Here is a 25,567-nt window from a genome sequence, read left to right as displayed (position 1 = left end):
TCTACCCATTGCCTCCCGATTGGTTGCAGGTAACCAAGGACGCTGGAATCGTCGCTGGCGCCATCAACCTCCAGGGGGCGGCGCTTACAGTCTGGTTCAACATCCTTGACTATGCGTTGACCAATAAACTGTCGCAGGCGCTTATGACTGCCGTCGTGGCGCAAAATCCGCAGTGCGCGGCCCGGTTCAAGGCCTATCTGGACGAACTCGCCGCGGGCCAGAAACCGACGGCCGAGTTGCCCGGCATGACGACCGACGATCGGGTCAACACCGCGCTCGCAGGCTTCAACGCCGTCAACCAGCAGTCCAAGGACATTCAGGCCACGCTTGCCGCCGACAACGGCCTCACCAATGTCACCAGCCAGATCGATGTCCTCAAGACCTACAAGGACCTGCATGACCATCTGCAGAGTTTTCAATACGGCATCGGCAGCTTCCAGAACCTGCTGGTCGCCGCCCGCGACATGGGGGCCGACCTGGAGCAGGTCCGCGTCATGCGCAATTTCCTCAAAATATTGAAGCTCTTCTGTGTCTCTATCGGAGAGTCGGTCATGGAACTGCCGGCGGGGCCGGCGCTTCACGATATCGAGCAGGCCTGGCTCGACGACCTCAAGGCGGCTGCGATCAAGTTGCAGGCTGCCATCGATAACAAGTCTCCGGACGCCTACGACGCGCTGTTTGACGTGCGCACCGTGCTGCGCGTCGTGCCGTCGCGGCTCAACCAGCAGATTTTCGTCACGGCAAAGAACCTGCCCTTCGGACTTTTGGCCACCGGTCTAGATACGATAGCCGGCAAACTTCCTGCAGAAGAGCCGTCCGTGCCCTTGATCAAGGCCGCGCATGACGCGATCATGGTGCTGTCCTCGACCATCTATGCGCGCGTCGTCGAGCACAAGCTATGGCAGGACATCGACAACAAGCTGGCCAGCCTTACCGACATGATCGAGCCGATAGAAGGGGGCGCTGCGGCGGACAAGTCGCTGCCGTTCCAGTTTTCGCCGCTGTGGCGAAACCTGGAAGTGAAGGTCAAGGTTCTTGCCGACCTCGACCCCACTGGAGCGTGGCGGGCGACGCTCGTCGACTACTCCACCGACGTCAACGACCAGCTATCGCGCGAGACCGTCGATACCGCCTTCATCCTTGCCTTCGAAGCCTATCGGGACGAGGCCCAGCAACGCTTCGTCCAGGTCGATCTGGCGCTGAAAACGGAATGCGCCTCGATCGTCCGCGTCAGCACGCCTTTGCACAAGATCATTGAGGACCTGGGGCCATGAGCGATGAACTTGCGACAGGCACGGAGACCGAAACTCCGGCCGATTTTATTTCGCTGAGCGACATCCGGATCGCACATCTCGAGCTGATGCGCATCGCCAGCAGCAATGAAGCCGTCGACCCATCGATGAGCCGCAGCGACAAGGCCGGCGCCGAGACGACGGAAGCCAGCATCGACAACACGGCCCCCGATGCGCAGGCCATCCGCGACTTCCTGGCCAAGGCACGGCGCGCCGGCAGCACCATCGCGCGGGAATCCGACCGGCGCGCGGCGCAGCGCATACTCGATTATTGGTCCGCCGAACTAGTCACGCGGCCGGGCATCACCTCAGCCGACGTCAGCCCGGTGCGGCTCGCGTCTTTCGCAGGTGGCGGTGGGCTCGAAACAACAGAGCCAATTGCCGTCGCGGTTGACTCCGAATCGGCATCGCGTGAAATCAACGATTCAGGAACGGTCGCCATCGCCGTCGCGACCAAAGACGGTGCCGAATCCGGCGACGGCTTCGCATCCGACGACGAACTGAGTTCGGACGAGCTGACCGAGCGCTTTCGCATTCGCGTGGCCGCCCAGGCGCGGCAATGGAAGAACACCGGCTATCCCGGCTATCTCCTGCGCGGCGAAGCGCTGAAGGAGGCGGCGGAGCTGCCGCAGGGGCCGGACATCGCCGAGTTCGTCGAGGCGAGCGCCAAGGCGGAGACCGACAGCCAGAAGCAGCGCGATCGCAGCAAGAATATATTGATCGCGCTGTTTGCCATCCTGGCCGCGATCCTTGGGGCAACCACCTATTTCGCCTACGTCCAGAGAAATGACGCTGTTGACGCGCGCAAGGATGCCGAGACGACGGCGAGTGAGGTCGCAAAGCTCAATGGAAAGCTTTCCACCGCCCTTGAAAAGACGGAAGACGCACGCCAGCGAGCCGAGGCTGCACTTGCCGTTGCCGAGAAGAAGGCGGAAGACGCCGCCAAGACGCTGGCCGAGCAGCAAGCCACGCAGGCCACTTTGCGATCCGCGATCTTGCTTGTGGTCGAACAGCTCAAACTCGGCAGCGTGTCCCTGGACAAGTTGGCGCCCGATTTGCGACAGGGGGTGCTGGTCGAGCTGGCCGGGCAGGTCAAAAGCGGCGAGGTCGCGCTCGACCAATTGCCGGCGCCGCTGCGCGCCGCGCTTGAACCGCTGCTTGGCAAAGACATAGACAAACAGCCTAACGTTCTTTCGGGATACAAGGTCGATTTCATAGGGGCCACGATCGGCTTGCCCAGGATAACCGACGACCTGGCCAACGACGCCGTGGCGCCGCCGCTTGATTACATCAACTACTCGCTGGTCATGTGCCGAACTCATCGCATGGCCATCTATTCGGCCGTCAACCTGGATCGGTCGCAGAGGTTGCCGCTGCAATTCACCGCCAGCAGACTGAAACCCGACAGCCGATTGTCGGTCGACTACCAGCCTCGTCCCAACTGGTACTTTCGCGCGGACCGGCCCTGGCTGGCGGCGCGATTTGCAAGTGCCAGCGACATCGCCTGGGGTCCGGAGTTCGCCGGCGATCCGGCAACGGCGGCGCTCAAGCTGGCGCAGTATGCCTCTTTCCTGCCAAACACGATGCCGCAGCCGCGTACTTTCTACGGCAGCCGATGGGTGCCGCTCGAAAACTGGGTTCGCTCGCAGCACAATCCGCTCGCCAATCGGGTGACCATCTTCAGTGGTCCTGTCTTCCGGCCCGCGGACCAGCCGGTCGACGGCGTGCCGGTCCCTTATGCCTATTGGAAGCTCGCGGTGTCCTCGGTGTCGGCGGCCGTGAAGGGAGAGGTGAGGGAGCCGGAATTTGAGGTCGATGCGTTCTTCATTCCAGCCGACGCTACGGGGGCGTTCAACGTCGAGCAGTATCGGCTCCCGGTTGCCGAGCTTGAAAGGCTCACGAGCCTCAATTTCGACCCTCTCATCGAATGGACGGATTCACTGAAGAACCGCGGCCCCAATGGAACCGCGGCCGACGAACTGGCGGCTCGCGTCAAGCTGCTCGACGGCGCAAATGATGCACTGCGCGGTGACCTGATTGCCGTCCTCGAAGACGCAGACCTTCCGGTGGTCGAACGGCAGAAGATCGTCGCGGCTCTCGTCGAGATGGCCGGCCTGCAAAGCATAAGCGGGCTGACACCGGCGGGGCGCCGCAACGTGCTTGAGACCCTGCTTGGGGTACCGCCTGAATTGTGGGAACGCCCGGACTGGCTGGCTGTGTTTGCCGGCGCGCGCCGGGCGGTTGCCGATCTCGCCCTTTCGGCAGCCGACGGCCAGACTGTTATCGGTGAGCAGGATCGCAACGCACTCAACACGCTGAAGGACCGGCTGCGTATCCAGCAGAGCCCACAGACGGTTTACGTCCAGTTCGCCGGCATGGCGCGCGAGGACGCCGGGGCGCTTTCCGCAAAAATGCGGGCCTTGGGCTGGGGCATTCCAAACCCTGGCGAAGAACGTGTCGCCGCTGCCGCCGGCAAGAACGAAGTTCGCTACAACCCCTACAACGACGCCGACCGTGGCGCCGCCGAACTGCTGGCCGCCGACCTCACGGTTGCCGCTGGCCGACTGGTGACAGCCCGTGCGGTGCCGATCATCAAGGCCAACACATTGGAGATATGGACCAGCATATAGAAACACTGAAGGCCCGAGCGGGGCGAAGACAAGGGCGCGTAAAAAAGCCGCGATGCGCCGCTCACTATCGTCGCGACAAATACGGGCTGTTCTCACTCCAGAGGTTTTTACATGCGCACGCGTCACGCCGTCATGCTTGCACTTTCCGCGTTTTGCATTCCAGCCGTCTCCATGCCGCTGCAGAAAGCCAACGCGCTGGAGCCTGAAAAATACACGGTCTACTGCGCCAACGATCACATCGAGGTTTCGTTCTGGGATCTCGAGCAGATGAAGGTGCGGAACGGATCCGATGTATGCCAGTTCCAGAGCTACACGAGCTACTCAAGCGCGTTGAACTTTGCGCAGAAGAATTTTGGTGGGGAAGGGGCGAGTTGCAGCTGCTAGGAGTGCTGGCTTGGAGTGTGCTGTTCCGGGAAAGAAAATGGTGGGCGATGCAGGGATTGAACCTGCGACCCCACCCGTGTGAAGGGTGTGCTCTCCCGCTGAGCTAATCGCCCGCTCGTTGCCCGAAGGCCAAGCGAGCCGCGATATAAGGGAGGCATGTGGTTGAAGTCAAGGCGATGCGCCTGCCTTCTACGCCCGAAATAGGCGAGGGCAGGCCCTGCCGCGCAATCGCCCCTCCGCTCAGCCGGCCGCCGCCGCCGCAATCAGCCGTTCCGCCAGGTCGAGCGTCAGCGCGTCGAAATGCGAAATCACCGCCGATGGCTCGAATTCCCTGACATGGCGGTCGGTGTAGCCGAAATCGACGGCGACGACCGGAATGCCGGCGGCCTTGGCGGTGTCGATGTCGATGTGCGAATCGCCGACCATCAGCGCATGATGCGGATCGCCGCCGGCGAGCCGGATGGTCTCGGTCAGATGGCGCGCATCGGGCTTGCGGAAGGCGAACGTGTCCTGGCCGGCGATCGCGGAGAAATGCTTGGTCAGGCCGAGCGCCTCGATCAGCGCTTTCGAATTCGCCTCATATTTGTTGGTGCAGATGGCGAGCAGATAGCCGGCCTTCTCGAAGCGGGCGATGGCTTCGACGACACCGGGGTAGGGGCGCGACTTGCCGGGGATGTTGAGTGTGTAGTGGTCGAGGAACACCTTCAGCAGCCTGTCGTGCTCCTCCACCGCCAGCGACTTCTGCTGCGCGGTATGCGCGCGCTCGATCATCACCCGTCCGCCCTGGCCGACAAAACGCCGGAAGCCGGCCTCGTCGACAGCGGCAAGCTCGCTGGCGGCAAGGCTGTGGTTGAGGCTGTCGAGCAGGTCCGGCGCCGTGTCGATCAGCGTCCCGTCGAGGTCGAACACGATGATCGGTTGGGTCATGGCCTGTCCTGTGGCTGATGCATTGCAGGCAGGCGATAGCGGCTGCGCTTCTTTCAGGCAAGCCGGTGCGAGCCAAAGTCTTTGACCCTGCGGGCAAAAGTGCTAGGAGCGCGCATCCAGAAAAATCAGAACCAAGCCAAACCCCTGGGGCGAGCATGGATGCGAGGCAGTTGAAGGTCGAGGCCGCGCGGGCTGCCCTTGCCCATGTCAGCGACGGCATGCGCATCGGCATCGGCACCGGGACGACGGCCGACGAATTCGTGCGGCTGCTGGCCGAAAAGATCGCCGCGGGCTTGACCGTCATCGGCGTGCCGACGTCGGAGCGCACTGCAGCCCTTTGCCGCGAACTCGGCGTGCCGCTGTCGACGCTTGAGGAAACGCCCGAGCTCGACCTCACCGTCGACGGCGCCGACGAGATCGACGCGGCGCTGACGCTGATCAAGGGTGGCGGCGGCGCGCTGCTGCGCGAGAAGATCGTCGCGGCGGCATCTCAGCGCATGATCGTCATTGCCGATCGCTCGAAGATGGTCGACACCCTTGGCCGGTTTCCCTTGCCGATCGAAGTCAACCGGTTCGGCCTGCGCGCGACCGAAATCGCGGTCGCGGCAGCGGCCAAAAGTCTCGGCCTTTCCGGCCCGGTTACATTGAGGATGACGGGGGGCCAGCCTTTTGTTACAGACGGCGGCCATTTTATCCTCGATGCATCTTTTGGCCGCATTCCGGATACAAGAGCGCTTTCGAATGCTCTCCATGCCATTCCTGGTGTGGTCGAGCATGGTCTTTTCATCGGGCTGGCGTCAGCGGCCATCATCGCCGGCGGCGACGGCATCCAAACCGTCCATGCCGCCCGAAAACCAGGGAGTTCTACCGATCATGATGTTGCATAACCGGGTTCGCAATCTTTGCGCCGTTCTGGCGGCTTCGGCCGTTTTCGCCTTCTCTTCCCCGGCGTTCTCGCAGGAGATCACGGAATCGCATCTGAAGGCGGCACGGGCGGCGGTCACGGCAATCCACGCGACCGACTCGTTCGACAACATCCTGCCGCAAGCGGCGGCCTCGCTCGAGCAGCAGCTCATCCAGAAGAACCCTGATATGCAGGAGCTGATCGGCAAGACCGTCAGCGAGAAGGCACTGGCGCTGGCCTCGCGCCGTGCCGATCTGGAGAAGGAAGCAGCGCTCGCCTATGCCAAGGTGTTCTCCGAGAAGGATCTCACCGACATCGCCGCCTTCTACAATTCCGATGCCGGCAAGAAGCTGCTCGACAACGGCCCCAACGTGACGCGCGAACTGGTCAAGGCCGCCGACATCTGGCAGAACGGCTTGGCGCGCGATCTCGCCCAGCAGGTCGGCGAAACGCTGGCAGCAGCCGCGAAGGCCGCTGCTCCGGCCGCGCCTGCACCGGATAACGCAACTGCCCCGGCCGATGGCGCTGCACCTGCCGACGGCGATGCGCCCGCAGACGGTGACCAGCCGGAAGCGCCCAAGAACTAAGACATCTGATTTCGCCACCGGCACCCTTGCCGCTGGACCAGAAACCCCGGTGGAAACCGGGCTTTTCTTTTGGCTTCATGCAGCCTACCTGTCTCAAACATTTCTTGGGGCAAGGAACAGCAGCATGGCCGGCTACGACTACGATCTCTTCGTCATCGGCGGCGGCTCCGGCGGGGTTCGGGCGGCGCGCGTAGCGGCAGCGCTCGGCAAACGTGTCGGCATCGCGGAGGAATACCGCTATGGCGGCACCTGCGTCATCCGTGGCTGCGTGCCGAAAAAACTCTATGTCTATGCCTCGCAATTTCCCGAGCATTTTGCCGACGCCGCCGGCTATGGCTGGACGGTGCCGGAGGCGAGCTTCGACTGGCCGACGCTGGTCGCCAACAAGGACCGCGAGATTGCCCGTCTGGAAGCGATCTACGAAAAGAACGTGAAAGGCGCCGGCGGCGAGACGTTCCACTCGCGCGCCATGCTGGTCGACCCGCATGTCGTGCATCTCCTGGGCGATGACCGCACCGTCACCGCCGATCAGATCCTGATCGCCACCGGCGGCCGGCCGGCGCCGCACCCGGCGCTGCCCGGTCACGAGCATTGCATCTTTTCCAATGAGGTTTTCGACCTCAAGCAACTGCCGAAGGCGATCATGATCGAGGGCGGAGGCTACATCGCCGTCGAATTCGCCAATATCTTCCATGGCTTGGGCGTCGACACCACGCTGGTCTATCGCGGCAAGGAGATACTGTCGCGCTTCGACATGGACCTGCGGCACATGCTGCACGAAACCATGGAAAAGAAGGGGATCAAGATCCTCTGCCACGCCGTGTCGGAATGGGTCCGCAAACGGCCGGACGGCAGGCTGGATGCGTTGGTCACCGGCGGCAAGGNCTGGAAGGCGTCGGTATCGAGCTCGGCATAACCGGCGCCATCGTTGTCGACCAGTATTCCCGCACCAACATCGACAACATCTGGGCGATCGGCGACGTCACCAACCGCGTGCAGTTGACGCCTGTGGCGATCCACGAGGCCATGTGCTTCATCGAGACCGCATTCAAGGGCAATCCGACCGCGCCCGACCACGACACCATTCCGACCGCCGTCTTCTCACAGCCGGAGATCGGCACCGTCGGGCTGTCCGAGGACGATGCCGTCAAGCGCTACTCCGATATCGAAATCTACCGCGCCACCTTCCGGCCGATGCGGCACACGCTGTCCGGTCGCGACGAGAGGATGCTGACGAAGCTGGTGGTGGACGGCGCTACGCGAAAAGTGCTCGGCGCGCATATTCTCGGACCGGACGCCGGCGAGATGGCGCAGTTGCTCGGCATTCCGCTGAAGGCCGGCGTCACCAAGGATGATTTCGACCGCACCATGGCCGTCCACCCGACGGCAGCGGAGGAACTGGTCACCATGTACAAGCCTACCTACCGCGTGAAGAACGGCGTGCGGGTCGATTGACGCCCGCGCGCTCGATCTTGAAGAACCCCCCATGGCAGCCGCTGTTGCCACCGAGATGGGAGGCCTGAAGCTTATTACAACAAAGTGCCGCGCAGGATGACCAGCGCCACCGAGAAATAGATCACCAGGCCGGTGACATCGACCAGCGTGGCGACGAACGGCGCCGAGGCGCTCGCCGGATCGAAGCCGATCCGTTTCAGCGCGAACGGCAGCATCGACCCCGACAGCGAGCCGAAGGTGACGATGCCGACAAGGGCTGCCCCCACGGTCGCCGCGATCAGCGGCCAATGCGGCCCATAATCGTAGAAGCCCATATACTGCCAGAGCGCGATGCGGCAGATGCCGACCACGCCAAGCATGGCGCCGAGTACCAGGCCGGTTGGCAATTCGCGCAACGCCACCCGCCACCAGTCACGAAGGCCGATCTCGCGCAGCGCCAGCGCGCGAATGACGAGCGAGGTCGCCTGCGAACCGGAATTGCCGCCCGAGCTCATGATCAGCGGAATGAACAGAGTGNACGTGTGCTCTTCCGATCTGTTGGCGGTCAGCATCTCCGAGATGAACAGCGCGCACAGCCAGCCGCCGCGCTTCTTGATCATCGCGAGAAAGCTCATCTTCATGTAGGGCTCGTCGAGCGCCTCCATGCCGCCGAAACGATGCGCGTCCTCGGTCGTCTCCTCGATCATGGTGTCTATGATGTCGTCGATGGTGACGATGCCGAGGATCTTGCCGTGGTCGACGACGGGAACCGCGAGCAGGTCGTATTTGGAGATCGTCTGCGCCAGTGTCTCGCGATCGGTCAGCGGCGTCACCGTCACCGGGGCGCGATCCGGCGCCACAGACAGGATCGGATCGTCCGGCTCGCCGGTGATCAGCCGGCGCAGGCCGGTCGAGCGCACCAGCACATGCGTGTCTGGATCGACGATGTAGATGGCGTAGACGGTCTCCCGCGTCCGCTCCACCTTGCGGATGTAGTCGAGCGTGCGCCCGACGGACCAGTCCGACGGCACGCTGACGAATTCGGTCGTCATGATCGAGGCGGCGCTGCCTTCGGGATAGCCGAGAATGGAAAGCAGCGTTGCCCGCAGCGGCGGGACCAACCCGCCGAGCAGCTCGGAGCGCGCCGGTTCGTCCAGTTCGCGCAGGATATCGGCGGCGCGGTCGACCGACATGGCGGTCAGGAGTTTGCACGCCTTGGCGCGCGGCAGCGCCTCGGCCAGATCGGAGGCGCCGTCGAGTTCAGGCTGGTCGAAGATCTCGACCAGCCGCTCGAACGGCATTTCGCAAAGCAGTTCTATCGCGGTATCGCGAGCTTCCCGGTTCAGGGCCTCGACGACATCGGCGACGTGATCATTGGCAAGGATACGCGCGATAGCGACGGCATCGTCGCCCGCTACGACGGGGGTAAATTCGTTCATGGCTCACTCCTTGCCGTCCGGCGGGACGTGAGCCGTTAGAGGTCACATCGAGGCGGACGGCGGTTGCGTTCGACTACTGTCGCCAGGCATGGCGCGGTGACCTTTCTGCTCGCGGGTTCGAGTTGGAATTCAGCGAGCGGGCGCAACATAGGAGCGCATCTTGGCGAGTCAATCGCGGGGGTGGCGGAAAACAGCCGGGAGCCGGCCCAATCGCGAGACTGTGATGATTATTGAAGGGGAGGGAGCGAGTGCCCCGCCGCCAGTGGCGGAACGCGCTTCGGCGTGGCTGCTATTTCTGCTTCAGCCGGCGTGAAAAACGCATCCATTTGTCCTCGACCGGCCGCGGCTGCGTAAGGATGGTGGTGAGCTCGCGCGGAAGGTTCGGAACAAGCGGCCTCTTGGTGGCGACGCCGTCGGCGATCGCGACCACGCTATGGTAGAATTCCTCGCCCGAGGCCGAGCGTGGCGCCACCGCCTCGTGCATGATGCTGATCACCGTGACATCGGGGCAATTGTCCTTGATCGCCTGATGGAAGGCAATCTTGCCATCGGGATCGAGCGCGCCGGTCGCTTCGTCGAGGAACAGCAGTCCCGGTTGCTGCAGCACGATGCGGGCCACAACCAGCTTCTGCTTCTGGCCGCCGGACAGCAGCTGGTCCCAGATCTTTCCCTCGCGGCTTTCATCGGCCATGTGTTCGATGAAATCGCCAAGGCCGGCCTTGTGCAGGGCTGCCGCGACCTGCGCATCGCCATAGTCGTCCTCGGAGCCGGGCAGGCACACCAGCTGCTTCAGCGACACCAGCTGCAGCTTGACCTCCTGGGCGGCATAGAAGCTCCTCACACCGTCAGGGAAGACGATGGTGCCGCGGCCATAAGGCCACAAGCCGTTGATCGCCTTGATCAGCGAAGTCTTGCCGCAGCCGGATTCGCCCTTGAGGAATGCCCACTCGCCGCGCCGAAAGCGCAGATTGGCTGCGCTCAGGAACGGCGTGGCGTCTTCACCCTGATGCGCCAGTTCAAGCTTCTGGATGGTCAGGCCGAAGACCGGGTTCTGGCTGGCATAGTGGAAATCGGAACGGCCGGTCTGGCTGTAGAATTCCTGCGGCTGTTGGACGTTTTCAATGGCGTGCGCCAATTCAATGACGCGCTGGCTGTTGGCCCGCAAGGTGGCGAGACTCGGCATGACATGGATGAACCAGGAACATTTGCTGATCAGCGCGTTGACCTGCTCGGAACCGGTTATGTAGCCCTTGAGGTCGACGCCGTTGTGGATGAACGGCACCAGACCAGGTCCGTAGGCGACAACTTTGGCCCCGACGAAATTATAGACCGATTCGAATCCCGCATAGAGGGTGTTGACGATGTTGAGCTTCGACCAGGTGGTATCGATATCCAGATAGAGCCGTCCATGTATCGTCTTTTGCACGTCTTCGCCTTGCGACGCCGACACATGGAAACTGCGGCGCAACAAGGTGATCAGCTCGCTGCGATAGGTGCCTTCGGCCTTCTGCATCCTGACATTGAGCCACTCCAGCATTCCGCCGAGTTTGATCGCGATCCAGGTATTGACGGGCACATAGATGGCAACCGCCAGCAGAGCGAGGACGGCGCTGCCATAGCTGCCGAGGGCATCCAGGCCTTTTACCTCCACGGAATTCGCCAGCAAAGCGCCGCCGACAAAATAAAGTGAGGTGAAGACGCCGAAGACACCTTGGGCAAGCCCGATGGCGCCGCCCGCCATGTCTTTGATCGATTCCTGCAAGCGCTGATCGATGTTGTCGGGCGCTGGCGCATCTGGCGAGCCATTCTGAGCGTGGTAGTGCGTATGGTTGGTATCGAGCAGCGCCGCATTGAAACGCGCGTTCAACCAGGCGCGCCATTTGCGATGCAATGTCGCCGATACAAATTTGCAGGCGCCTATGATTCCCATGTCCTTGAACACGACCAGCAGCACAAGCAGGCCGGCATTGGTAAGCACCGATTCAAGGGGCGTGGTATTCGCGGCGTCGTGAAAAAAAGCGATTGAGGCTGCCAGTTCGCCCGCCAACACGGTAAACGAGACGTCGGCCTTGCTCGACAGGGCTATGATGAGTGCGAGGACGACGGTGAGAGCCCAGGCCTCTCTCCACCGGTCCGAGAACCAGTAGGCCCGCATCAGTCCCCAGAAGGTCCGCATCGACGATACTGGCGTCAGGGGCGACGGCCCGGCGGGGGCGTCGCGGTTCCAAAGTGCCGATATTGAACGTCGCGGTCCGTCGACCCGAATCACAATCCCGCCCAAACCTTTTTTAGTTTTGTTACGGATAGTAACACCAATTGATCATTTTCTATGAATTTTATGCCGGCGAATGTGAAGCAGCCCACCCGCCGTTGCCATGAGGCAACAGTTGGTGCTGCGAGATCGCCGTCTCTGGGTCAAATTTGTCCTTTGTTTCAATGTGTTGCGAGAACGCTCAGATGTGCGAATATATTCCCTGAGGGAAGGCTCATACACGGCTTTGTGACCAAAAGGCCTGCCCGTCGGCCGGTTTTCCCACCGCGCGCTAACCGGATCGCCCGAAAAATTGCCGTCCGTGATCGCCCCAGGCCGCCCGAATCATTTCACCGGCCATCATGGTTGGGCACGCAAGATCGTCGCTCCTGCACGGCGACTGCTCATGAGTTGGCCCACGCTTTTTAGCTGCAGCTCAACACCGTTTGACAATCAAGCGCACTGGAATGAACCTTGCCGGGCACTGTCGGCACCGATGCATGTCCGGTCCCCAACAAGGAAGCTCCCCAATGCTTGCACGCGCAGCCGTTCCCGCAATGGTGACGCTCTTTGCCTGGCTGCCTCTTGCGCATGCCGTCAGCCAGACCATTCCGGCAAGCGCCGAAGGGCAAATCGAGTTCAATGCTCCGTCCGGCAACATCGGCTGCATCTACACGCCGAAGGGCGGCACCAGCACCTACGAACCACAGGATGGCGGTCCGGAACTGAGCTGTTCGCGCGTCGAGCCCAGCTACGTCACCGTGATCCTTGGGCCGAACGGCCCGGCGACATTGATCAAGAATCCGGGAGAGCAGGGCTGCTGCAGCGATGTCGCGAAGCTGGCCTATGGCAACAGCTGGAGCAAAGGGCCGTTTACCTGCCAGTCGTCAACCAAGGGACTGACCTGCACGGGCAGCAACGGGCATGGCTTCTTCCTCAGCAAAGCCAAGGTGACGGTGAAATAACCCGAGCATGATCCCGAAAAGTGGTTGCCGGTTTTCGGATCAGATCATGCTCAAATGAGGAGATAGAGCCCATCCCGATTTCCATCGGGATGGAACAGGCTCTAGCCGGCCTTTTCCAGTTCGCCCTTGGCCTTTGCGGCCGCGACCTGGCGGATGGCATCAGTCAGCGTGTCGGCGTCCTGCGCGCCCATGACGGCGTATTTGCCTTCGAGCAGGAAGCACGGCACGCCGGTGATCCCCATCCGCGATGCCGTGGCGATTTCTGTGCGCACCTCCTCGACGTCGGCATCGGTCGGCAGGAGCGTTTCGACCACGGCAGCGTCCATGCCGGCCTCGCGGGCGGCATCGATCAGCACGGCGTGGTCGCCAATATTGCCGCCTTTCTCGAAATACAGTTGGAACAGCCGGCGCACGAGCCGGTTCTGCACGGCTTCACCGGCGGCACCGGCCCAGCGGATGACACGATGCGCGTCCAGCGTGTTGGCGGCGACCTTGATGGCGTCGAAAGCGAAATTGATGCCTTCGGCTTCGCCGAGCGGCTCTACGCGGGCATGCATCTGACGGATGCGCTCGTCGCTGCCGAATTTGGCCAGCATGTATTCGCGCCGGTCCTTGCCCTCGGGCGGGATGGTCGGGTCGAGCTGGAACGGCCGCCAGCGCACATGAACCTCAACGTCGCCGGCAGCGGCAATCGCTTTATCCAGCCGCTTCTGGCCGACGAAGCACCAGGGGCAGACGACGTCGGAAACCACGTCGACGGTAATGGAATTGTCATCGCTCATCTTGATCTCCTGCAGCCGAACGTTTCAGCGAGACCGATCTCGGCCACGCTCAGTTCGGCTTGCGCCACCAGGTCGGCCATTGATAACCGAATATGGGCGTCTTTTTGGGATGGTCCAGGTAATTCCAGTAAGCGAGCCATTGCTGCGCGTTGTACTGCATCGGCACCATGTAATTGCCGGAGATCAGCAATCGGTCGAGCACGCGCACGGCGGCGACATAGTCTTCCTTGGTCCGTGCTCTCAGCATCGCGTCGATCGCCGCGTCGACCGCCGGATCGGCGACGCCGGCCAGATTGAATGAACCTTCTCTTTTGGCCTCTGAAGAACCCCAGCGAAGGTTCTGCTCCATACCGGGAGACAGCGAGTTGCTGAACCCGCTCGACCCGACAAGAACCTCAAAGTCGAAACGCTGCTTGCGCGACTGGATCTGGTCGGCCTCGAGGCTGCGGATGGTCACCGCGATGCCGATCTTTTCCAGCGAGCGCTGATAGATGGCGGCAAAGCGTTCCTCGTCCTGCGAGGCCGTCAGGATCTCGAAACCGAACGGGTTTCCCTTTGGGTCCAGCAGGACCCCGTCCTTGACGGTGTAGCCCTGGCTCTTCAGCAGGTCGAACGCCACCTTCAGCACCTTACGGTCCTGGCCGGTGCCGTCATTCACCGGCGGGCGCCAGCTGCCGTCCATGACATCGGCCGGCACGCGGCCGGGGTAGGGCGCCAGCAGCGCCTTTTCCCTGTCGCTGGCGGGATGGCCGAGCGCGGAAAGTTCGGAATTCTGCCAGTAGCTCATCGTGCGCGTGTACTTACCGCCGAACAGGTTCTTGTTGGCCCATTCGAAGTCGTAGAGCATGCCGAGCGCGCGTCGCACCTCCGGATTGGAAAACTTCTCCAGCCGCGTGTTGAACAGGAACCCGGTCACCACGGGCGGTATGCCGGTGTCGAAGGTCTCGGCGATCACCTCGCCGCGATGAAAGGCGGGAAAATCGATATCGCGCTCGCGCTTGACCGGATCGCCCTCATCGTAAATGGCGCAGATGCCTTTCTTGAACGCTTCCGTCTTGGCATTGGCGTTGAGGAAGTACTCGATGGTGATCTGGTCGTAATTGTCGAAGCCGCGCTTGGAAGGGATGTCCTTGCCCCAGTAATTCGGATTGCGCTTGAAGACGATGCGCTGTCCCGGCTGCACCTTGTCGATGGTGTAGGGACCGCTGCCGATCACCGGCTTCAGCGTCGTCTTGTCGAAGGTATCCTTGTTGAAGGCGTGCTTTGGGATGATCGGCGTCAGCGCGATGATCAAGGGGGTCTCGCGATTGGCCTTGTCGTTGAAGGTGAAGCGCACGCTGTGATCGCCGGTCTTTTCGAGCTTGGCGATCAGGCTCATGCGATCCCTGTAGGGCGGGCGGCCCTTGTCGGTGAAGACATCGTAGGTGAACAGCACGTCATCCGGCGTCACCGGCTCACCGTCCGACCACTTCGCATTTGGATTAAGGTGGAATTCGATCGATTTGCGCTCCAGGTCCATATCGGCGCTGTCTGCGAGCAGGCCATAGAGGGTGAAGGCCTCGTCGTAGTTGCGCATCATCAACGGCTCGAAGACGAGATTGCCGAAAATGAGGTCCTGCATGCCGCGCGCCGTGGTGCGCAGGCTCTTCAGGATGAACGGGTTCAGATTGTCGAAGCTGCCGACGACGCAGTAAGTGATGTTGCCGCCCTTGGGCGCATCGGGATTGACGTAGTCGAAATGCTGGTAGTCGGCTGGCAGCGCCGGCTCGCCCTGCATGGCGATGGCATGTTTCGGTTCCGACATCGCCACGCCGGGTGCAAAGGCGAAGAACGAGATTGCGGCGATCAGCCAAACAAGAATGCGGCCCATGACCGTCTCCTTACTGGGCGGCTTGATGATTCGGAGTGCACCCTAACATGGCGCCGCGGCGCTCCGGCCAGATACATCAATCCAAATCGCACGATCCAAATTGCGAGGCCAAGAATTGCAGGCGGCGGGCTGGATTCGGCTGCTCATGCAGTGTAACACGCGCTCCGAAGTCATTCTGTTGCCTCAATTCGGCAACAGGTAGCAGGACCACACGGCGCGAAGAAGCCGGTCCCGGGATCATTTGAGAGGAAATGCACGACATGACGAGCCTGAACAGCAACGCATACCGCCTTTCGGTCCTGGCCGCGGGCGTGGTCGGCTTTCTGGGCGCCGGACTTCCCACCGCTTCGGCACAGCAACAGATTCCGCAGGGTTGGTTCAAGGCCTGCACCAAGCAGGAAGATGTCGACATCTGCAATGTCCAGAACATCATCACTGCCGGCAACGGCCAGTTCGTCACCGGCGTCAGCCTGATCGAGTTGAAGGGCAAGGTAAACCGCAAGGTCTTCCAGGTCACGGTTCCCCCAGGTCGCCTGGTGCCCCCCGGCATCGCCCTGCAAATAGACGCCGGCAAGGCGACGAAGCTGGATTATGTCATTTGCTTCGCCGACCGTTGCGTTGCCGAAGTGCCGCTGACCGACGCGCTCGTCGCTTCCTTCAAGAAGGGACAGGCGATCACGCTGACCTCGATCAACTTCCAGAGTCAGCCAAATCCAATCAAGGTTGCCTTGACCGGCTTCAGCGGCGCCTTTGACGGCGCGCCGCTGCAGCAGTCGGACATCGAGGACCGGCAGAAAAAACTTCAGGATTTCGTCGTCAAGAACAACCAGGACTTCGCCAAGAAGCTCAAGGACGAGCAGGCCAAGGCCAAAGCCGCCAACTGAAATAGATCTGCGCTGTCCGGCCCTTTCGGCTATCGTTTCTCCCTAGAGCGGCTCACCGTTTCAAAAAAACGGCGAACCGCTCTATTTCTTTGTTTTTACGCAATTCCCTAGAGCATGATGCCGAAAAGTGTGAAGCGGTTTTCGGACGACATCATGCTCTATCTCTCTGGTTTCAGAAAGCGCTGTGCGCTTTCCCAGGAGAACCGCGTATACTTTCCTAGAAATGCTCTAGCCTGGAAATCCGTGTAATCGGCAGCCCCAGTATGCGGCTATCGTTCGGCGCTTGCTGAGGTTCGCTAACCCACCCGAGGATCGTGGGATTGTCGCCGTCGCGCGCCACCTTCAGAACGAAAGTTCCGTCGGCGACATTGGCGGCTTCAATGGGCAGCATTTGCCCGTTCAGATAAAAAAGCGGCTTGACGGACTTCATCAATATGTGCGCCAGCGTCTGGACCTGCACCAGATGTTCCCCCGCGGGCAATTGCAGTTCGGCCGACGCGACATCGCTCGACCATCGAAAGGGCACGCCGTCATAGACTTCCGCCGCATGGATCCCGGCAGCGCGCCCGGCATGTAATTCATCTGGCGTCCACAGCGAACCCTCGCCAGCGACTTTTTGCACTTCAAGCGAGGTACGCAGCCGTCGCTCGTGCACCAGTGCGGCGATCGTTTGCCGAAACACTCTGTCGAGTTGCGCGTCCGAACCGAATGCCCGCGCCAGCATCAGCGCGACGTGACGCCAGAGCAGCGTTGCGCGCGCGCGGCTGGTGTCCAGACGGTCGCCCAGCAAGGCCGCGACCCAATGACGCCGGAGCACCTGCAGCATGCCTCGATCGCGCAGCCGCGGACGCAATTTCCGTCTCCTCTGATGCCACGCGATTTGCAGAATATGCCGCGCCAGATCTTTCCGGCGTTCGCCTCGACTGCTCCATTCGAATGGAATTTCGATTATCCGCTCCTGCCGCGGTCCGCCGCGCGCAAGCCAGAGTGCCTCGCCGGCGACGAAATCCTCCGTAAAGCCACGCAGTTCCGGCCATTGCCCAATGTAGTGATGCACAAGTTCGATTTCTGGCGCGTAGCCGATGGCCAGCCCCAATTTGTGGTAGCGGGCAGCCAACAGCCATTCCGAAAAATGCCCGAAGTCAAACTCAAACCCCCCGGCTTCTCCGTAGGCCTTGCGGCGCGTTGCAAAGCACTGATCGAGGATCTTGCGCCACGAGCTCTCCGTCATGCCATGCTGGATATCGGCCTCGTACATCCGTGCTTCCGAACGCGCCAGTTTGTTGGGTGCGCTGGCATGGGTTCGACATGAGAACCCCGCCCATTCGGGGCGCTTTGCGAAGACGTCGAGGCATTGTTCGAGGACGGTTGGCGTCGGCCAGACATGACTTTCGGTGAAGAACAGGAGATCCCCCCGGGCATGCCGCGCAGCTTCCGCAACTTGTGCGATGTCATGTTTGGCAGACGTCTGGACGAGGCGGTCCTGCGGCGCAAGCAACTGGCGAATCTCATCCATATCCGCAGCATCGGCATCGTGGGAGGCAACCAGTATGAGTTCGAACGCTGAGCCCTGCAGGGTCTGGTCCTGCCGCCATTTACGGATCGCGATGGTCGCCTGGTCGCGATGGAACTCAAGCGGCATCAGAACGGAAATCAGCACATTCGAATCGGACGGATTCTGTTGCGAACTTTTCGGTAACAAAGAGCGGCGCATGAGATGCCTTCGTTTTCTGGAGGGTCTACGCATTCAAGGGCCGCATTCTGGACGCGTTGGGGTCTCCGCACCTTCACGGCCAAATCCCAAGTTTGCAACATAGCCGTCGTCCGTAGCAGAAAACTTGTAGCAGATGCAGCACTGGGCACTATTGAAATGGACTACGTGTTGTGTGACGTGTGGCAGCGCAATTGTTGAGGACACCTGATGGACGGCGAGCCGGAAGTCACAATCGCCAATCTGGTGAAAGAGATTTCGTCGCTGACGCAGCGAATCCAGATGCTGGAGGGTGACTATTACCTGCGGCGGCGCAAAAGCTGGCGATATAAATTCCAGCCGAAGGTCTTCGATTTTCATCAATACCAGCCGCGGAAATTGGATACCCCACTCAACTACAGCGTTCCAACACCCAACACCGGCGCGCTTCGGATTGCCATTGTCACGCCGTCCTATCGGCATGCGCATTTTCTGCCAGCTACGATCGACAGCGTTCTGTCTCAGAACTACCCCAATCTCGAATACATCGTTCAGGATGGCGGCTCGCAAGACGGGACACGCGAGATACTGGAGTCCTACGGACAACGGATTGCCTGGAACAGCGCCGCGGATGGCGGGCAGACAGACGCCATCAACAAAGGCTTTGCGATCGTCTCCGGCGACATCATGGCCTATCTCAACAGCGACGATGTCCTGTTGCCCGGAACGCTGCATTATGTTGCACGCGCCTTCGAGAAGTATCCCGAGGCCGATTTTGTCTATGGCAATCGAATCGTGATCGACGAAGCGGGTAGGGAGACCGCTCGCGTGGTCCTGCCGCCGCATGACAGCGAGGTCATCAAATGGGCCGACTACATCCCCCAGGAGACGATGTTCTGGCGCCGCAGCGTTTGGGAAAAGCTCGGTTCATTCGACACAAATTTTCAGTTTGCGATGGATTGGGACTTCATCCTGCGGGCGCAGGCGGCAGGTTTCCGTTTCAAACGGCTTCCACGCTTCCTCGGCTGCTTTCGCGTTTATCCCAGTCAAAAGACGTTCGCCATGCACGACGTTGGGCAAGAAGAGCAGGACCGCCTTCGCCTACGCAGTCACGGCTCCGTGTCCCAATGGGCGGAAATCAATGCAGCGATAGCCGGCTATATGAAGAAGCAGGTTCTCTATCATCGCCTCTACAAATTGGGCGTCATGCGAATTTAGGTCGATAAGTGGCTGCTCTGTCGGATCTCTTGCAAGCTTTCTGCAATTAAGACTGCCACGATGGATTGGACCGTGCTCTCAAATCAATGCGACGCGCGCCATGATGTGGCGGCTAATCGGGGCGTCTCAGTGTCTCGACTGGCGTTTCGGCTCATAGCGTCCGTCCGGCCGCTTGTCGAACATCTCGCCGATCTGCGGATGACGGACCGGCTCACCTGACTGGTCCTCGAGCAGGTTCTGCTCGGAGACATAGGCAATGTATTCGGTTTCCGAGTTTTCAGCGAGCAGATGGTAGAACGGCTGGTCCTTGCGCGGCCGCACGTCCGCCGGGATCGCCTCGTACCATTCGTCGGTGTTGGCGAATTGCGGATCGACATCGAAAATGATGCCGCGGAACGGAAACAGCCGATGACGAACCACCTGTCCGATCGAAAATTTGGCCGTTTTCATCATACTCACCACTAAGCCTCTAGAGCGCCCGGCGTCCCGTCGAATGTGCGAAGAGCGCTCTAAGACTTTGAATTTACACACACCGTGGCCAAAAATCGAGCCCGACTTAGGTCTGGGATCAGGCTTTATTTGGCGCAGATGGCGTGTCAGTTCAATGCCGAAGCGCTTGACGCCCGTTGAAGCTACGGGCTAGCCCGGTCCAGGGGTTTCGGGCCAGGGCAAAAATGTCTGACATTGTCGGTCTTGTTCTTCCGTTCTTCGGGCTGATTTTCATCGGCTTTCTGGTCGCACGCATCACCAGGCAGCCGCTGGAGGCGCTTGGCTGGATGAACACTTTCATCATCTATGTCGCGCTTCCGGCCCTATTCTTCCAACTGCTTGCGCGGACGCCGTTCGAACAGTTGACCGAATGGCGCTTCATCTTCGGCTCGGTGTTTTCCACCTACACGATCTTCTCGATCATGTTCGTATGGTCGGTGACGGCGTCGCGCGGCGAGATCGCCCAGTCGACGATCAAGGCGTTGGCCGCCGCCTACGGCAATATCGGCTATATGGGGCCGGGACTGGCGCTGCTCGCCTTCGGCGAACAGGCGGCGGTGCCCGTTGCGCTGATCTTCTGCTTCGAAAATATCATGCATTTCGCCATCGCGCCGATGATGATGGCGCTGTCGGGCGACGACAAGACATCGCCGTGGCGCCTCATCCTCGGCGTAGTCAGGAAAATCGTCCTGCACCCGTTCATCATCGCGACCGCGCTTGGCGTCGGCGCCGCCTATCTCGGCTTTCACCCACCGCAGCCGGTCGATCGCCTGCTCGAATATCTGTCTCGGGCGGCCGCCCCTTGCGCCCTGTTTGCCATGGGCGTGACGCTTGCGCTCCGGCCCCTCAACCGCGTGCCGCATGAGTTGGCGTCGATCGCGGCGCTGAAGCTGATCCTGCATCCATCGCTCTGCTACGTCGTGCTGAGCTGGATCGGGAACTTTTCCGAAATCTGGGTTTTTTCAGCCGTGCTTTTGGCGGCATTACCGACCGCAACCAACGTCTTCGTCATCGCCCAGCAATATGGCGTCTGGGTGCAACGCGCGTCGGCCAGCGTGCTGATCACCACCTGCCTCTCGGTGCTGACGGTGACCGGGCTGCTCTACATGATCCGCCACGGCATCTTACCGCCGGACCTGTTTCCCTGAACCGCCGGTAAGCGCCGCAAAGCCGCTGCCCGGCCTCAAGCCTTCGCGCATGAAAAAGGCGCGCAGCGGCGCGAAACTGCCGAGCACATTGAGGCCGGCGCTGCGTGCCATCTGCGCCGGCAACATGTCCGACAGCAACGACATGTTAAGCAGGTTGACCGCGCCCGAACGCGCCTGAATGTCGGGACGGCGCCTGGAATCATAGGCGGCCAAAGCCCTTGCGGCGCCAGGGTCGCCGCGATTTTCGCGTGCGATTCCAATCAGATCCTCGACGTCCCTGATGCCGAGGTTTAGACCTTGGGCCCCGATCGGCGGGAACACATGTGCAGCCTCGCCGACCAGCGCCACACGGTTTTGCGCGAAGCGCCCCGGTGATGCCGCTGAAAGCGGGTAAATTTGTCGGCCGGGCTCGACCGACACCCGGCCCAGCATCGACTGCATCTGCTGCTCGACACGCTCGGAAAGCGTCGCGTCATCGAGTGCGGCGAGGTCCTTCGCCGCCTCCGGTTTCACCACCCAGACGAGGCTGGAGCGGTTGCCGGGCAGCGGCACCTGGGTGAACGGCCCGGTCTCTGTGTGGAACTCGGTCGAGGTGAAGCCGTGTTCGCTGCGATGGCCAAAATTCAGCACCAGCGCCGCTTGGCGGTAGGATCGCACCGAGGCCACTATGCCTGCCGCCTCGCGCGCCGGCGACAGGCGCCCATCGGCAGCGACCGCAAGCGCGGCCGAGACTTCGCGACCATCAGTCAAGACGGCATGCGCCTGATCGGCGTCCAGACGCCAACTCTCGACCATCGACGTCAGCCATTCGATGCCGGGATGGGCCGCGACGGACTTGGCCAGCGTCGGGTTCAGCGCACTGTTGGGCAGGTTGAGCCCGAACTGCTCCTCGCCGATCTCCATGGCGCGAAAAGTCACCACCGGGCTGCGGATCAGCCGGCTGGTCGCATCAACGATGCGCATGACCTTCAGCGGCGCGGCCTTCGGCGCAAGTTCGGCCAGCACGCCCAGCCGATCGAGAACCTTGAGAGCAGGGTTCATCAGCGCCGTGGTCCGGCCATCGGGCCCGCCTGCTTCGGGTCCGACCAGGGTTACCGGAAAGCCCGCCTCGGCGAAACCGAGCGCCGCGATCAGTCCGGCAGGGCCGCTGCCGGCTACCAGTATCCGTGCTGTCTCGCGATGATCCAAATTGGACTTCCAGTTTGCGATGCAGGTGTCTACCCATGGATATAGGTCAGACCATGCGGCTTGATCAACGCGGCGATTAGGCTCATTCGGTTGTCATGACCGGCCAGCAGGACGATTTCAGCCATCTCGACCGCGCCGGCCGCGCCACGGCAAGCCTGGCCCGCAGCCCCCGCCTGACGGTCAACATCGCCATCGCCGGCGGCATTCTGCTCGCCTGGTTCATTCTCGGCGCCATGGCGATCCGCGGCGCCGAAGCCCGGCTCCCCGGCGTACCAGGCGATGTGGTCCTGCGATATCTGCCGCAACTGCCGCTGCCGGATGTCCTCGACCGCTTCTTCGGCATGTGCCTGACGCCCGCACCACTTGATGCCGGCGGCGCACCGGTTCTGGCGCTGATCGTGATGTGGTTTTTGATGGCCGTGGCGACGATGCTGCCGTCGGCGGCGCCGATGATCCGTACCTATTGTGAAATCGCCGACACCGCCCGCATCAAGGGCGAGCCGGTGGCCCATCCGCTGGTCCTGGTTGCCGGCTACCTCTCGACATGGCTTGTCGCCTCTATCGGCTTCGCGGTGCTGACGTTGCTCGTCCACGCATTTGCGTCCTCCGCTCGATTGCTCGATCCGGTGAGCGGCCTTGCCGCGGCGGCCGCGCTGCTGGTTGCCGGCCTCTACCAGTTCAGCAGCCTCAAGCAGGCCTGCCTGACAAAATGCCGGAACCCGTTCTCGACACTGTTTTCCAACTGGAGCGCGGAGCCGGGTGGCATCTTCCGGCTAGGGCTGAAGCAGGGCCTGTGGTGCCTCGGCTGCTGCTGGGCGCTGATGCTGGTGATGTTTGCCGTCGGCGCGATGAACGTGTTCTGGATGGCGCTGATCGGCCTGTTCACCTTGATCGAAAAACAGACCACCGGCAGCCTTCCAACCCGAGTGGCCGGTGCGATACTGCTTGTCTGGGCAATCGCCCTGCTAGTAGTCTCGGCATGACGGGGGATAATTCCATGGCAGAGCAAGGCTGGGCAATGAAAGGAGAGCTCGTGCTCTCCTGCAATTGCACGGTTTTTTGTCCTTGCGTGCTGTCGCTTGGCAGCCATCCGCCGACGGAGGGTTATTGTCAGACCTGGGCGGGCTTCCGCATCGACGCAGGCCATTTCGGCGAGGTCGACCTGTCCGGCCTCAATCTCGGTCTGGTCATGGAAATCCCCGGCTATATGAGCCGCGGCAACTGGACCGCAGGCCTGTTCATCGACAAGCGAGCCTCCGTCTATGCGGTGAAAGCGCTGACCAGGATCTTCACCGGGAAGGCCGGCGGAACCACCGCGCTGTTGTCGATCCTTGTCGGCAAGTTCCTCGGCGTCGAGCAGGTGCCGATCACCTACGAGACGCGTGACAAGACCCGTATTTTCCAGATACCGAAGATCATCGACGGGGCGGTCACACCGATTCCCGGCAAGGATCGCGAGAAGGATACCGTGATCGGCAACTCGGAATACTGGATCGCGCCGGAGATCATCGTGGCCAGGTCCGACAAGAGCAAGATGCGGGCTTTCGGCCGCAACTGGAACTTTGCCGGCCGCTCGGCCGAAATCTGCAAACTGGATTGGCGGGGCCCGTGAGCAAGAACACAACTGCCAGAAACGCCGCCAAAAAGATCACCGACCGGATTCCGAGGCCGAAGAAGAAGGTCACCTGGCCGCAGGCGCGGGCATTCTCGGTGCATCTGTTGACCGCGTCTGGCTCGTTCCTGGCCTTCCTGTCTCTGGTGGCGGCAAGCGAGCAACGCTGGACGGCGATGTTCTGGTGGCTGGGTCTGGCGCTGTTCGTCGACGGCATAGACGGGCCGATCGCGCGCAAGCTCGAGGTCAAGGAGATTTTGCCGACCTGGTCGGGCGAACTCCTCGACAACATCATCGACTATGTCACCTACGTGCTGATCCCGGCCTTCGCACTCTACCAGCGCGGCTTCATGGGCGAAGGGCTGTCGTTCCTGTCGGCGGCCATCATCGTGGTGTCCAGCGCCATCTATTATGCCGACACCGGAATGAAGACGAAGGAGAACTTCTTCAAAGGCTTTCCGGTGGTCTGGAACATGGTCGTGTTCACGCTGTTCGTCATCGAGCCCGGACAGTGGGTGTCCTTCGGCGTCGTCGTGGCGGCCGGCATCCTGACCTTCGTGCCGATCAACTTCATTCACCCCGTGCGGGTGGTGCGGCTGCGGCCAATCAATCTTGGCATGACGCTGCTCTGGTGCGCTTTCGGTGCGCTGGCGCTGGCGCAGGCGGCCCTTGCCGCCTTCTACGACCAGATCGGCGTTTTGGGCGAACAGGTCAGCGTCTTTACCAAGGTCGGCATCACCATCACCGGACTTTACCTCGCCTGCATCGGCGGTATCATGCAGTTCTTCCCCAAACTCGGCGCCAAGCCGGACCCTAAGAAAGCCTGACCGCAGGAAAGCCCACAATGTCCAAAGCAGTCCGTATCCACGCCCATGGCGGTCCGGAAGTCCTGACCTATGAAGACGCCGATCCGGGACAACCCAGCGCCGGGCAGATCCTGGTCAGGCACGCCGCGATCGGCCTCAATTTCATCGATGTCTATCACCGCATCGGCCTCTATCCGCCGCCCGGCGGCTTCCCGCTGATCCCCGGCGGCGAGGCGGCAGGTGTGGTTCTCGAGGTCGGCGCAGGCATCGACTGGCTGAAGCCGGGCGACCGCATCGCCTATGCCGTCAACGTCGGCGCCTATGCCGAACAGCGCGTCGTCGCCGCCGACCGCGTCGTCAAGGTGCCGGACCGCATCAGCGACGAACAGGCCGCCGGCATGATGCTTAAAGGCATGACGGCGGAGTATCTGTTGCGCCGGACCTTCAAGGTGAAGGCAGGCGACACCATCCTGTTCCATGCCGCCGCCGGCGGCGTCGGGCTGATCCTGGGACAATGGGCAAAACATCTCGGCGCCACCGTGATCGGCACGGCAAGCTCAACCGACAAGATCGAGCTCGCCAAGGCGCATGGCTTCGGCCATGTCATCAACTACAAGGAGCAGGATTTCGTCGCCGGGGTCGCCGCCATCACCGGCGGCAAGAAATGTGACGTCGTCTACGATTCGGTCGGCAACGACACATTCCCGGCCTCGCTCGACTGTCTGAAGCCGCTCGGCATGTTCGTCTCTTTCGGTCAGTCCTCTGGACCGATCCCGCCATTTTCGATGTCGCTGCTGGCGCAGAAGGGCTCGCTGTTCGCTACCAGGCCGACTTTGTTCGTCTACAACGCCAAGCGTGAAGACCTCGAAGTCTCCTCCGCGGCATTGTTCGACGTGGTGTTGAGCGGTGCGGTCGAGATCAAGATCAACCAGCGTTATGCGCTGAAGGACGCGGGCAAGGCGCAAGCCGATCTCGAAGGGCGCAAGACCACTGGCACGACCATACTGATCCCCTGATCTGCCTTGCTTTTCAGCGTTTTGCCGCGACGCCAGGCACTGTTTACCCGA

At 61.6% G+C, this 25,567-nt stretch carries 21 protein-coding genes, 1 tRNA gene and 1 pseudogene; 14 read left to right on the top strand and 9 right to left on the bottom strand.

What is annotated here, in order from left to right; all coding sequences use genetic code 11:
* Positions 1-143 precede the first annotated feature (143 nt).
* The 3 genes from X757_RS148570 to X757_RS0134130 all read left to right on the top strand — a co-directional run bounded on the left by X757_RS148570 (position 144) and on the right by X757_RS0134130 (position 4,306).
* Entirely contained in the window at positions 144-1,274 is a 1,131-nt protein-coding gene (locus X757_RS148570) for a hypothetical protein (RefSeq protein ID WP_155921533.1), read from the top strand.
* Positions 1,271-3,922, top strand: coding sequence for a DNA/RNA non-specific endonuclease (locus X757_RS148575; protein ID WP_023726581.1), 2,652 nt, complete (start codon positions 1,271-1,273; stop codon positions 3,920-3,922). The genes X757_RS148570 and X757_RS148575 overlap by 4 nt, the downstream gene beginning before the upstream one ends.
* 111 nt (positions 3,923-4,033) lie before the next feature.
* Positions 4,034-4,306, top strand: coding sequence for a hypothetical protein (locus tag X757_RS0134130; RefSeq protein WP_023668982.1), 273 nt, complete (start codon positions 4,034-4,036; stop codon positions 4,304-4,306).
* A 38-nt stretch (positions 4,307-4,344) separates the two neighbouring features.
* Here X757_RS0134130 and X757_RS148580 read toward each other — a convergent pair.
* A tRNA-Val gene (locus X757_RS148580) sits at positions 4,345-4,419 on the bottom strand.
* Between the two features lie 127 nt (positions 4,420-4,546).
* On the bottom strand, positions 4,547-5,233 hold the full coding sequence (locus X757_RS148585) for a phosphoglycolate phosphatase (RefSeq protein WP_023726580.1): 687 nt from the start codon (positions 5,231-5,233) through the stop codon (positions 4,547-4,549).
* Between the two features lie 155 nt (positions 5,234-5,388).
* Here X757_RS148585 and rpiA point away from each other — a divergent pair, with 155 nt between their 5' ends.
* The 3 genes and pseudogenes from rpiA to gor all read left to right on the top strand — a co-directional run bounded on the left by rpiA (position 5,389) and on the right by gor (position 8,179).
* Entirely contained in the window at positions 5,389-6,120 is a 732-nt protein-coding gene (rpiA, locus tag X757_RS148590) for a ribose-5-phosphate isomerase RpiA (protein WP_023726579.1), read from the top strand.
* The gene (locus X757_RS148595; RefSeq protein ID WP_023668979.1) at positions 6,107-6,724 is read left to right on the top strand and encodes a DUF2059 domain-containing protein; all 618 of its coding nucleotides are present in this window, start codon (positions 6,107-6,109) and stop codon (positions 6,722-6,724) included. Before rpiA ends, X757_RS148595 begins: the two co-directional genes overlap by 14 nt.
* Positions 6,725-6,848: 124 nt before the next feature.
* Positions 6,849-8,179 (top strand): annotated as a pseudogene (gene gor / locus X757_RS01000000164900) (glutathione-disulfide reductase).
* Positions 8,180-8,253: 74 nt separating this feature from the next.
* On the opposite strand, the gene mgtE reads toward gor, so the two are convergent.
* Together mgtE and X757_RS148605 are read right to left on the bottom strand one after the other, a co-directional pair.
* Entirely contained in the window at positions 8,254-9,597 is a 1,344-nt protein-coding gene (mgtE, locus tag X757_RS148600) for a magnesium transporter (protein WP_023726578.1), read from the bottom strand.
* A gap of 289 nt (positions 9,598-9,886) precedes the next feature.
* A complete protein-coding gene (locus X757_RS148605) occupies positions 9,887-11,773 on the bottom strand; it encodes an ABC transporter ATP-binding protein/permease (protein ID WP_023726577.1) in 1,887 nt (628 codons plus the stop codon).
* A 632-nt stretch (positions 11,774-12,405) separates the two neighbouring features.
* Here X757_RS148605 and X757_RS148610 point away from each other — a divergent pair.
* On the top strand, positions 12,406-12,813 hold the full coding sequence (locus X757_RS148610; protein ID WP_196813629.1) for a hypothetical protein: 408 nt from the start codon (positions 12,406-12,408) through the stop codon (positions 12,811-12,813).
* Between the two features lie 101 nt (positions 12,814-12,914).
* Here X757_RS148610 and X757_RS148615 read toward each other — a convergent pair whose 3' ends face one another.
* On the bottom strand, positions 12,915-13,595 hold the full coding sequence (locus X757_RS148615; protein WP_023726576.1) for a DsbA family oxidoreductase: 681 nt from the start codon (positions 13,593-13,595) through the stop codon (positions 12,915-12,917).
* Between the two features lie 49 nt (positions 13,596-13,644).
* Positions 13,645-15,465, bottom strand: coding sequence for an extracellular solute-binding protein (locus tag X757_RS148620; protein WP_023726575.1), 1,821 nt, complete (start codon positions 15,463-15,465; stop codon positions 13,645-13,647).
* Positions 15,466-15,725: 260 nt separating this feature from the next.
* Between X757_RS148620 and X757_RS148625 the strand changes: the two genes are divergently transcribed.
* The gene (locus tag X757_RS148625; protein WP_023668972.1) at positions 15,726-16,349 is read left to right on the top strand and encodes an invasion associated locus B family protein; all 624 of its coding nucleotides are present in this window, start codon (positions 15,726-15,728) and stop codon (positions 16,347-16,349) included.
* A gap of 217 nt (positions 16,350-16,566) precedes the next feature.
* Here X757_RS148625 and X757_RS1000000165760 read toward each other — a convergent pair whose 3' ends face one another.
* Positions 16,567-18,063 (bottom strand): glycosyltransferase, encoded by a 1,497-nt coding sequence (locus X757_RS1000000165760; protein ID WP_023702254.1) that lies wholly within the window; start codon positions 18,061-18,063, stop codon positions 16,567-16,569.
* Positions 18,064-18,270: 207 nt separating this feature from the next.
* Here X757_RS1000000165760 and X757_RS148630 point away from each other — a divergent pair, with 207 nt between their 5' ends.
* Complete coding sequence (locus X757_RS148630) at positions 18,271-19,257, top strand: glycosyltransferase family 2 protein (RefSeq protein WP_023702253.1); 987 nt, start codon at positions 18,271-18,273, stop codon at positions 19,255-19,257.
* Between the two features lie 126 nt (positions 19,258-19,383).
* On the opposite strand, the gene hspQ is transcribed toward X757_RS148630, so the two are convergent.
* Positions 19,384-19,707 carry a heat shock protein HspQ gene (hspQ, locus tag X757_RS148635; protein ID WP_023668971.1) on the bottom strand — a complete coding sequence of 108 codons (324 nt, stop codon included), beginning with the start codon at positions 19,705-19,707 and terminating at the stop codon, positions 19,384-19,386.
* Positions 19,708-19,931: 224 nt separating this feature from the next.
* On the opposite strand from hspQ, the gene X757_RS148640 reads away from it, so the two are divergent.
* A complete protein-coding gene (locus X757_RS148640) occupies positions 19,932-20,894 on the top strand; it encodes an AEC family transporter (RefSeq protein ID WP_023726574.1) in 963 nt (320 codons plus the stop codon).
* Here the strand turns inward: X757_RS148640 and X757_RS148645 are convergent.
* Positions 20,871-22,082 (bottom strand): UbiH/UbiF family hydroxylase, encoded by a 1,212-nt coding sequence (locus tag X757_RS148645; protein ID WP_023726573.1) that lies wholly within the window; start codon positions 22,080-22,082, stop codon positions 20,871-20,873. The two genes, X757_RS148640 and X757_RS148645, sit on opposite strands and share 24 nt — an antisense overlap.
* Before the next feature lie 95 nt (positions 22,083-22,177).
* Here X757_RS148645 and X757_RS148650 point away from each other — a divergent pair, with 95 nt between their 5' ends.
* From X757_RS148650 to X757_RS148665, 4 genes are read left to right on the top strand one after another with little or no spacing between them, the layout of a single operon-like run.
* The gene (locus X757_RS148650; protein WP_023726572.1) at positions 22,178-23,065 is read left to right on the top strand and encodes a DUF2182 domain-containing protein; all 888 of its coding nucleotides are present in this window, start codon (positions 22,178-22,180) and stop codon (positions 23,063-23,065) included.
* A 14-nt stretch (positions 23,066-23,079) separates the two neighbouring features.
* Positions 23,080-23,694, top strand: coding sequence for a DUF1326 domain-containing protein (locus tag X757_RS148655; RefSeq protein ID WP_023688484.1), 615 nt, complete (start codon positions 23,080-23,082; stop codon positions 23,692-23,694).
* Positions 23,691-24,521, top strand: a complete 831-nt coding sequence (gene pcsA / locus X757_RS148660; RefSeq protein ID WP_023688483.1) for a phosphatidylcholine synthase — start codon at positions 23,691-23,693, stop codon at positions 24,519-24,521. Before X757_RS148655 ends, pcsA begins: the two co-directional genes overlap by 4 nt.
* 17 nt (positions 24,522-24,538) lie before the next feature.
* Positions 24,539-25,516, top strand: a complete 978-nt coding sequence (locus X757_RS148665) for a quinone oxidoreductase (protein ID WP_023726571.1) — start codon at positions 24,539-24,541, stop codon at positions 25,514-25,516.
* Positions 25,517-25,567 lie beyond the last annotated feature (51 nt).

It is taken from the genome of Mesorhizobium sp. LSHC412B00 (genome assembly GCF_000503035.1).
Taxonomy (GTDB): domain Bacteria; phylum Pseudomonadota; class Alphaproteobacteria; order Rhizobiales; family Rhizobiaceae; genus Mesorhizobium.
Note: the sequence above shows the minus strand (reverse complement) of the source record. Positions and strands in the feature narration are given on the sequence as shown.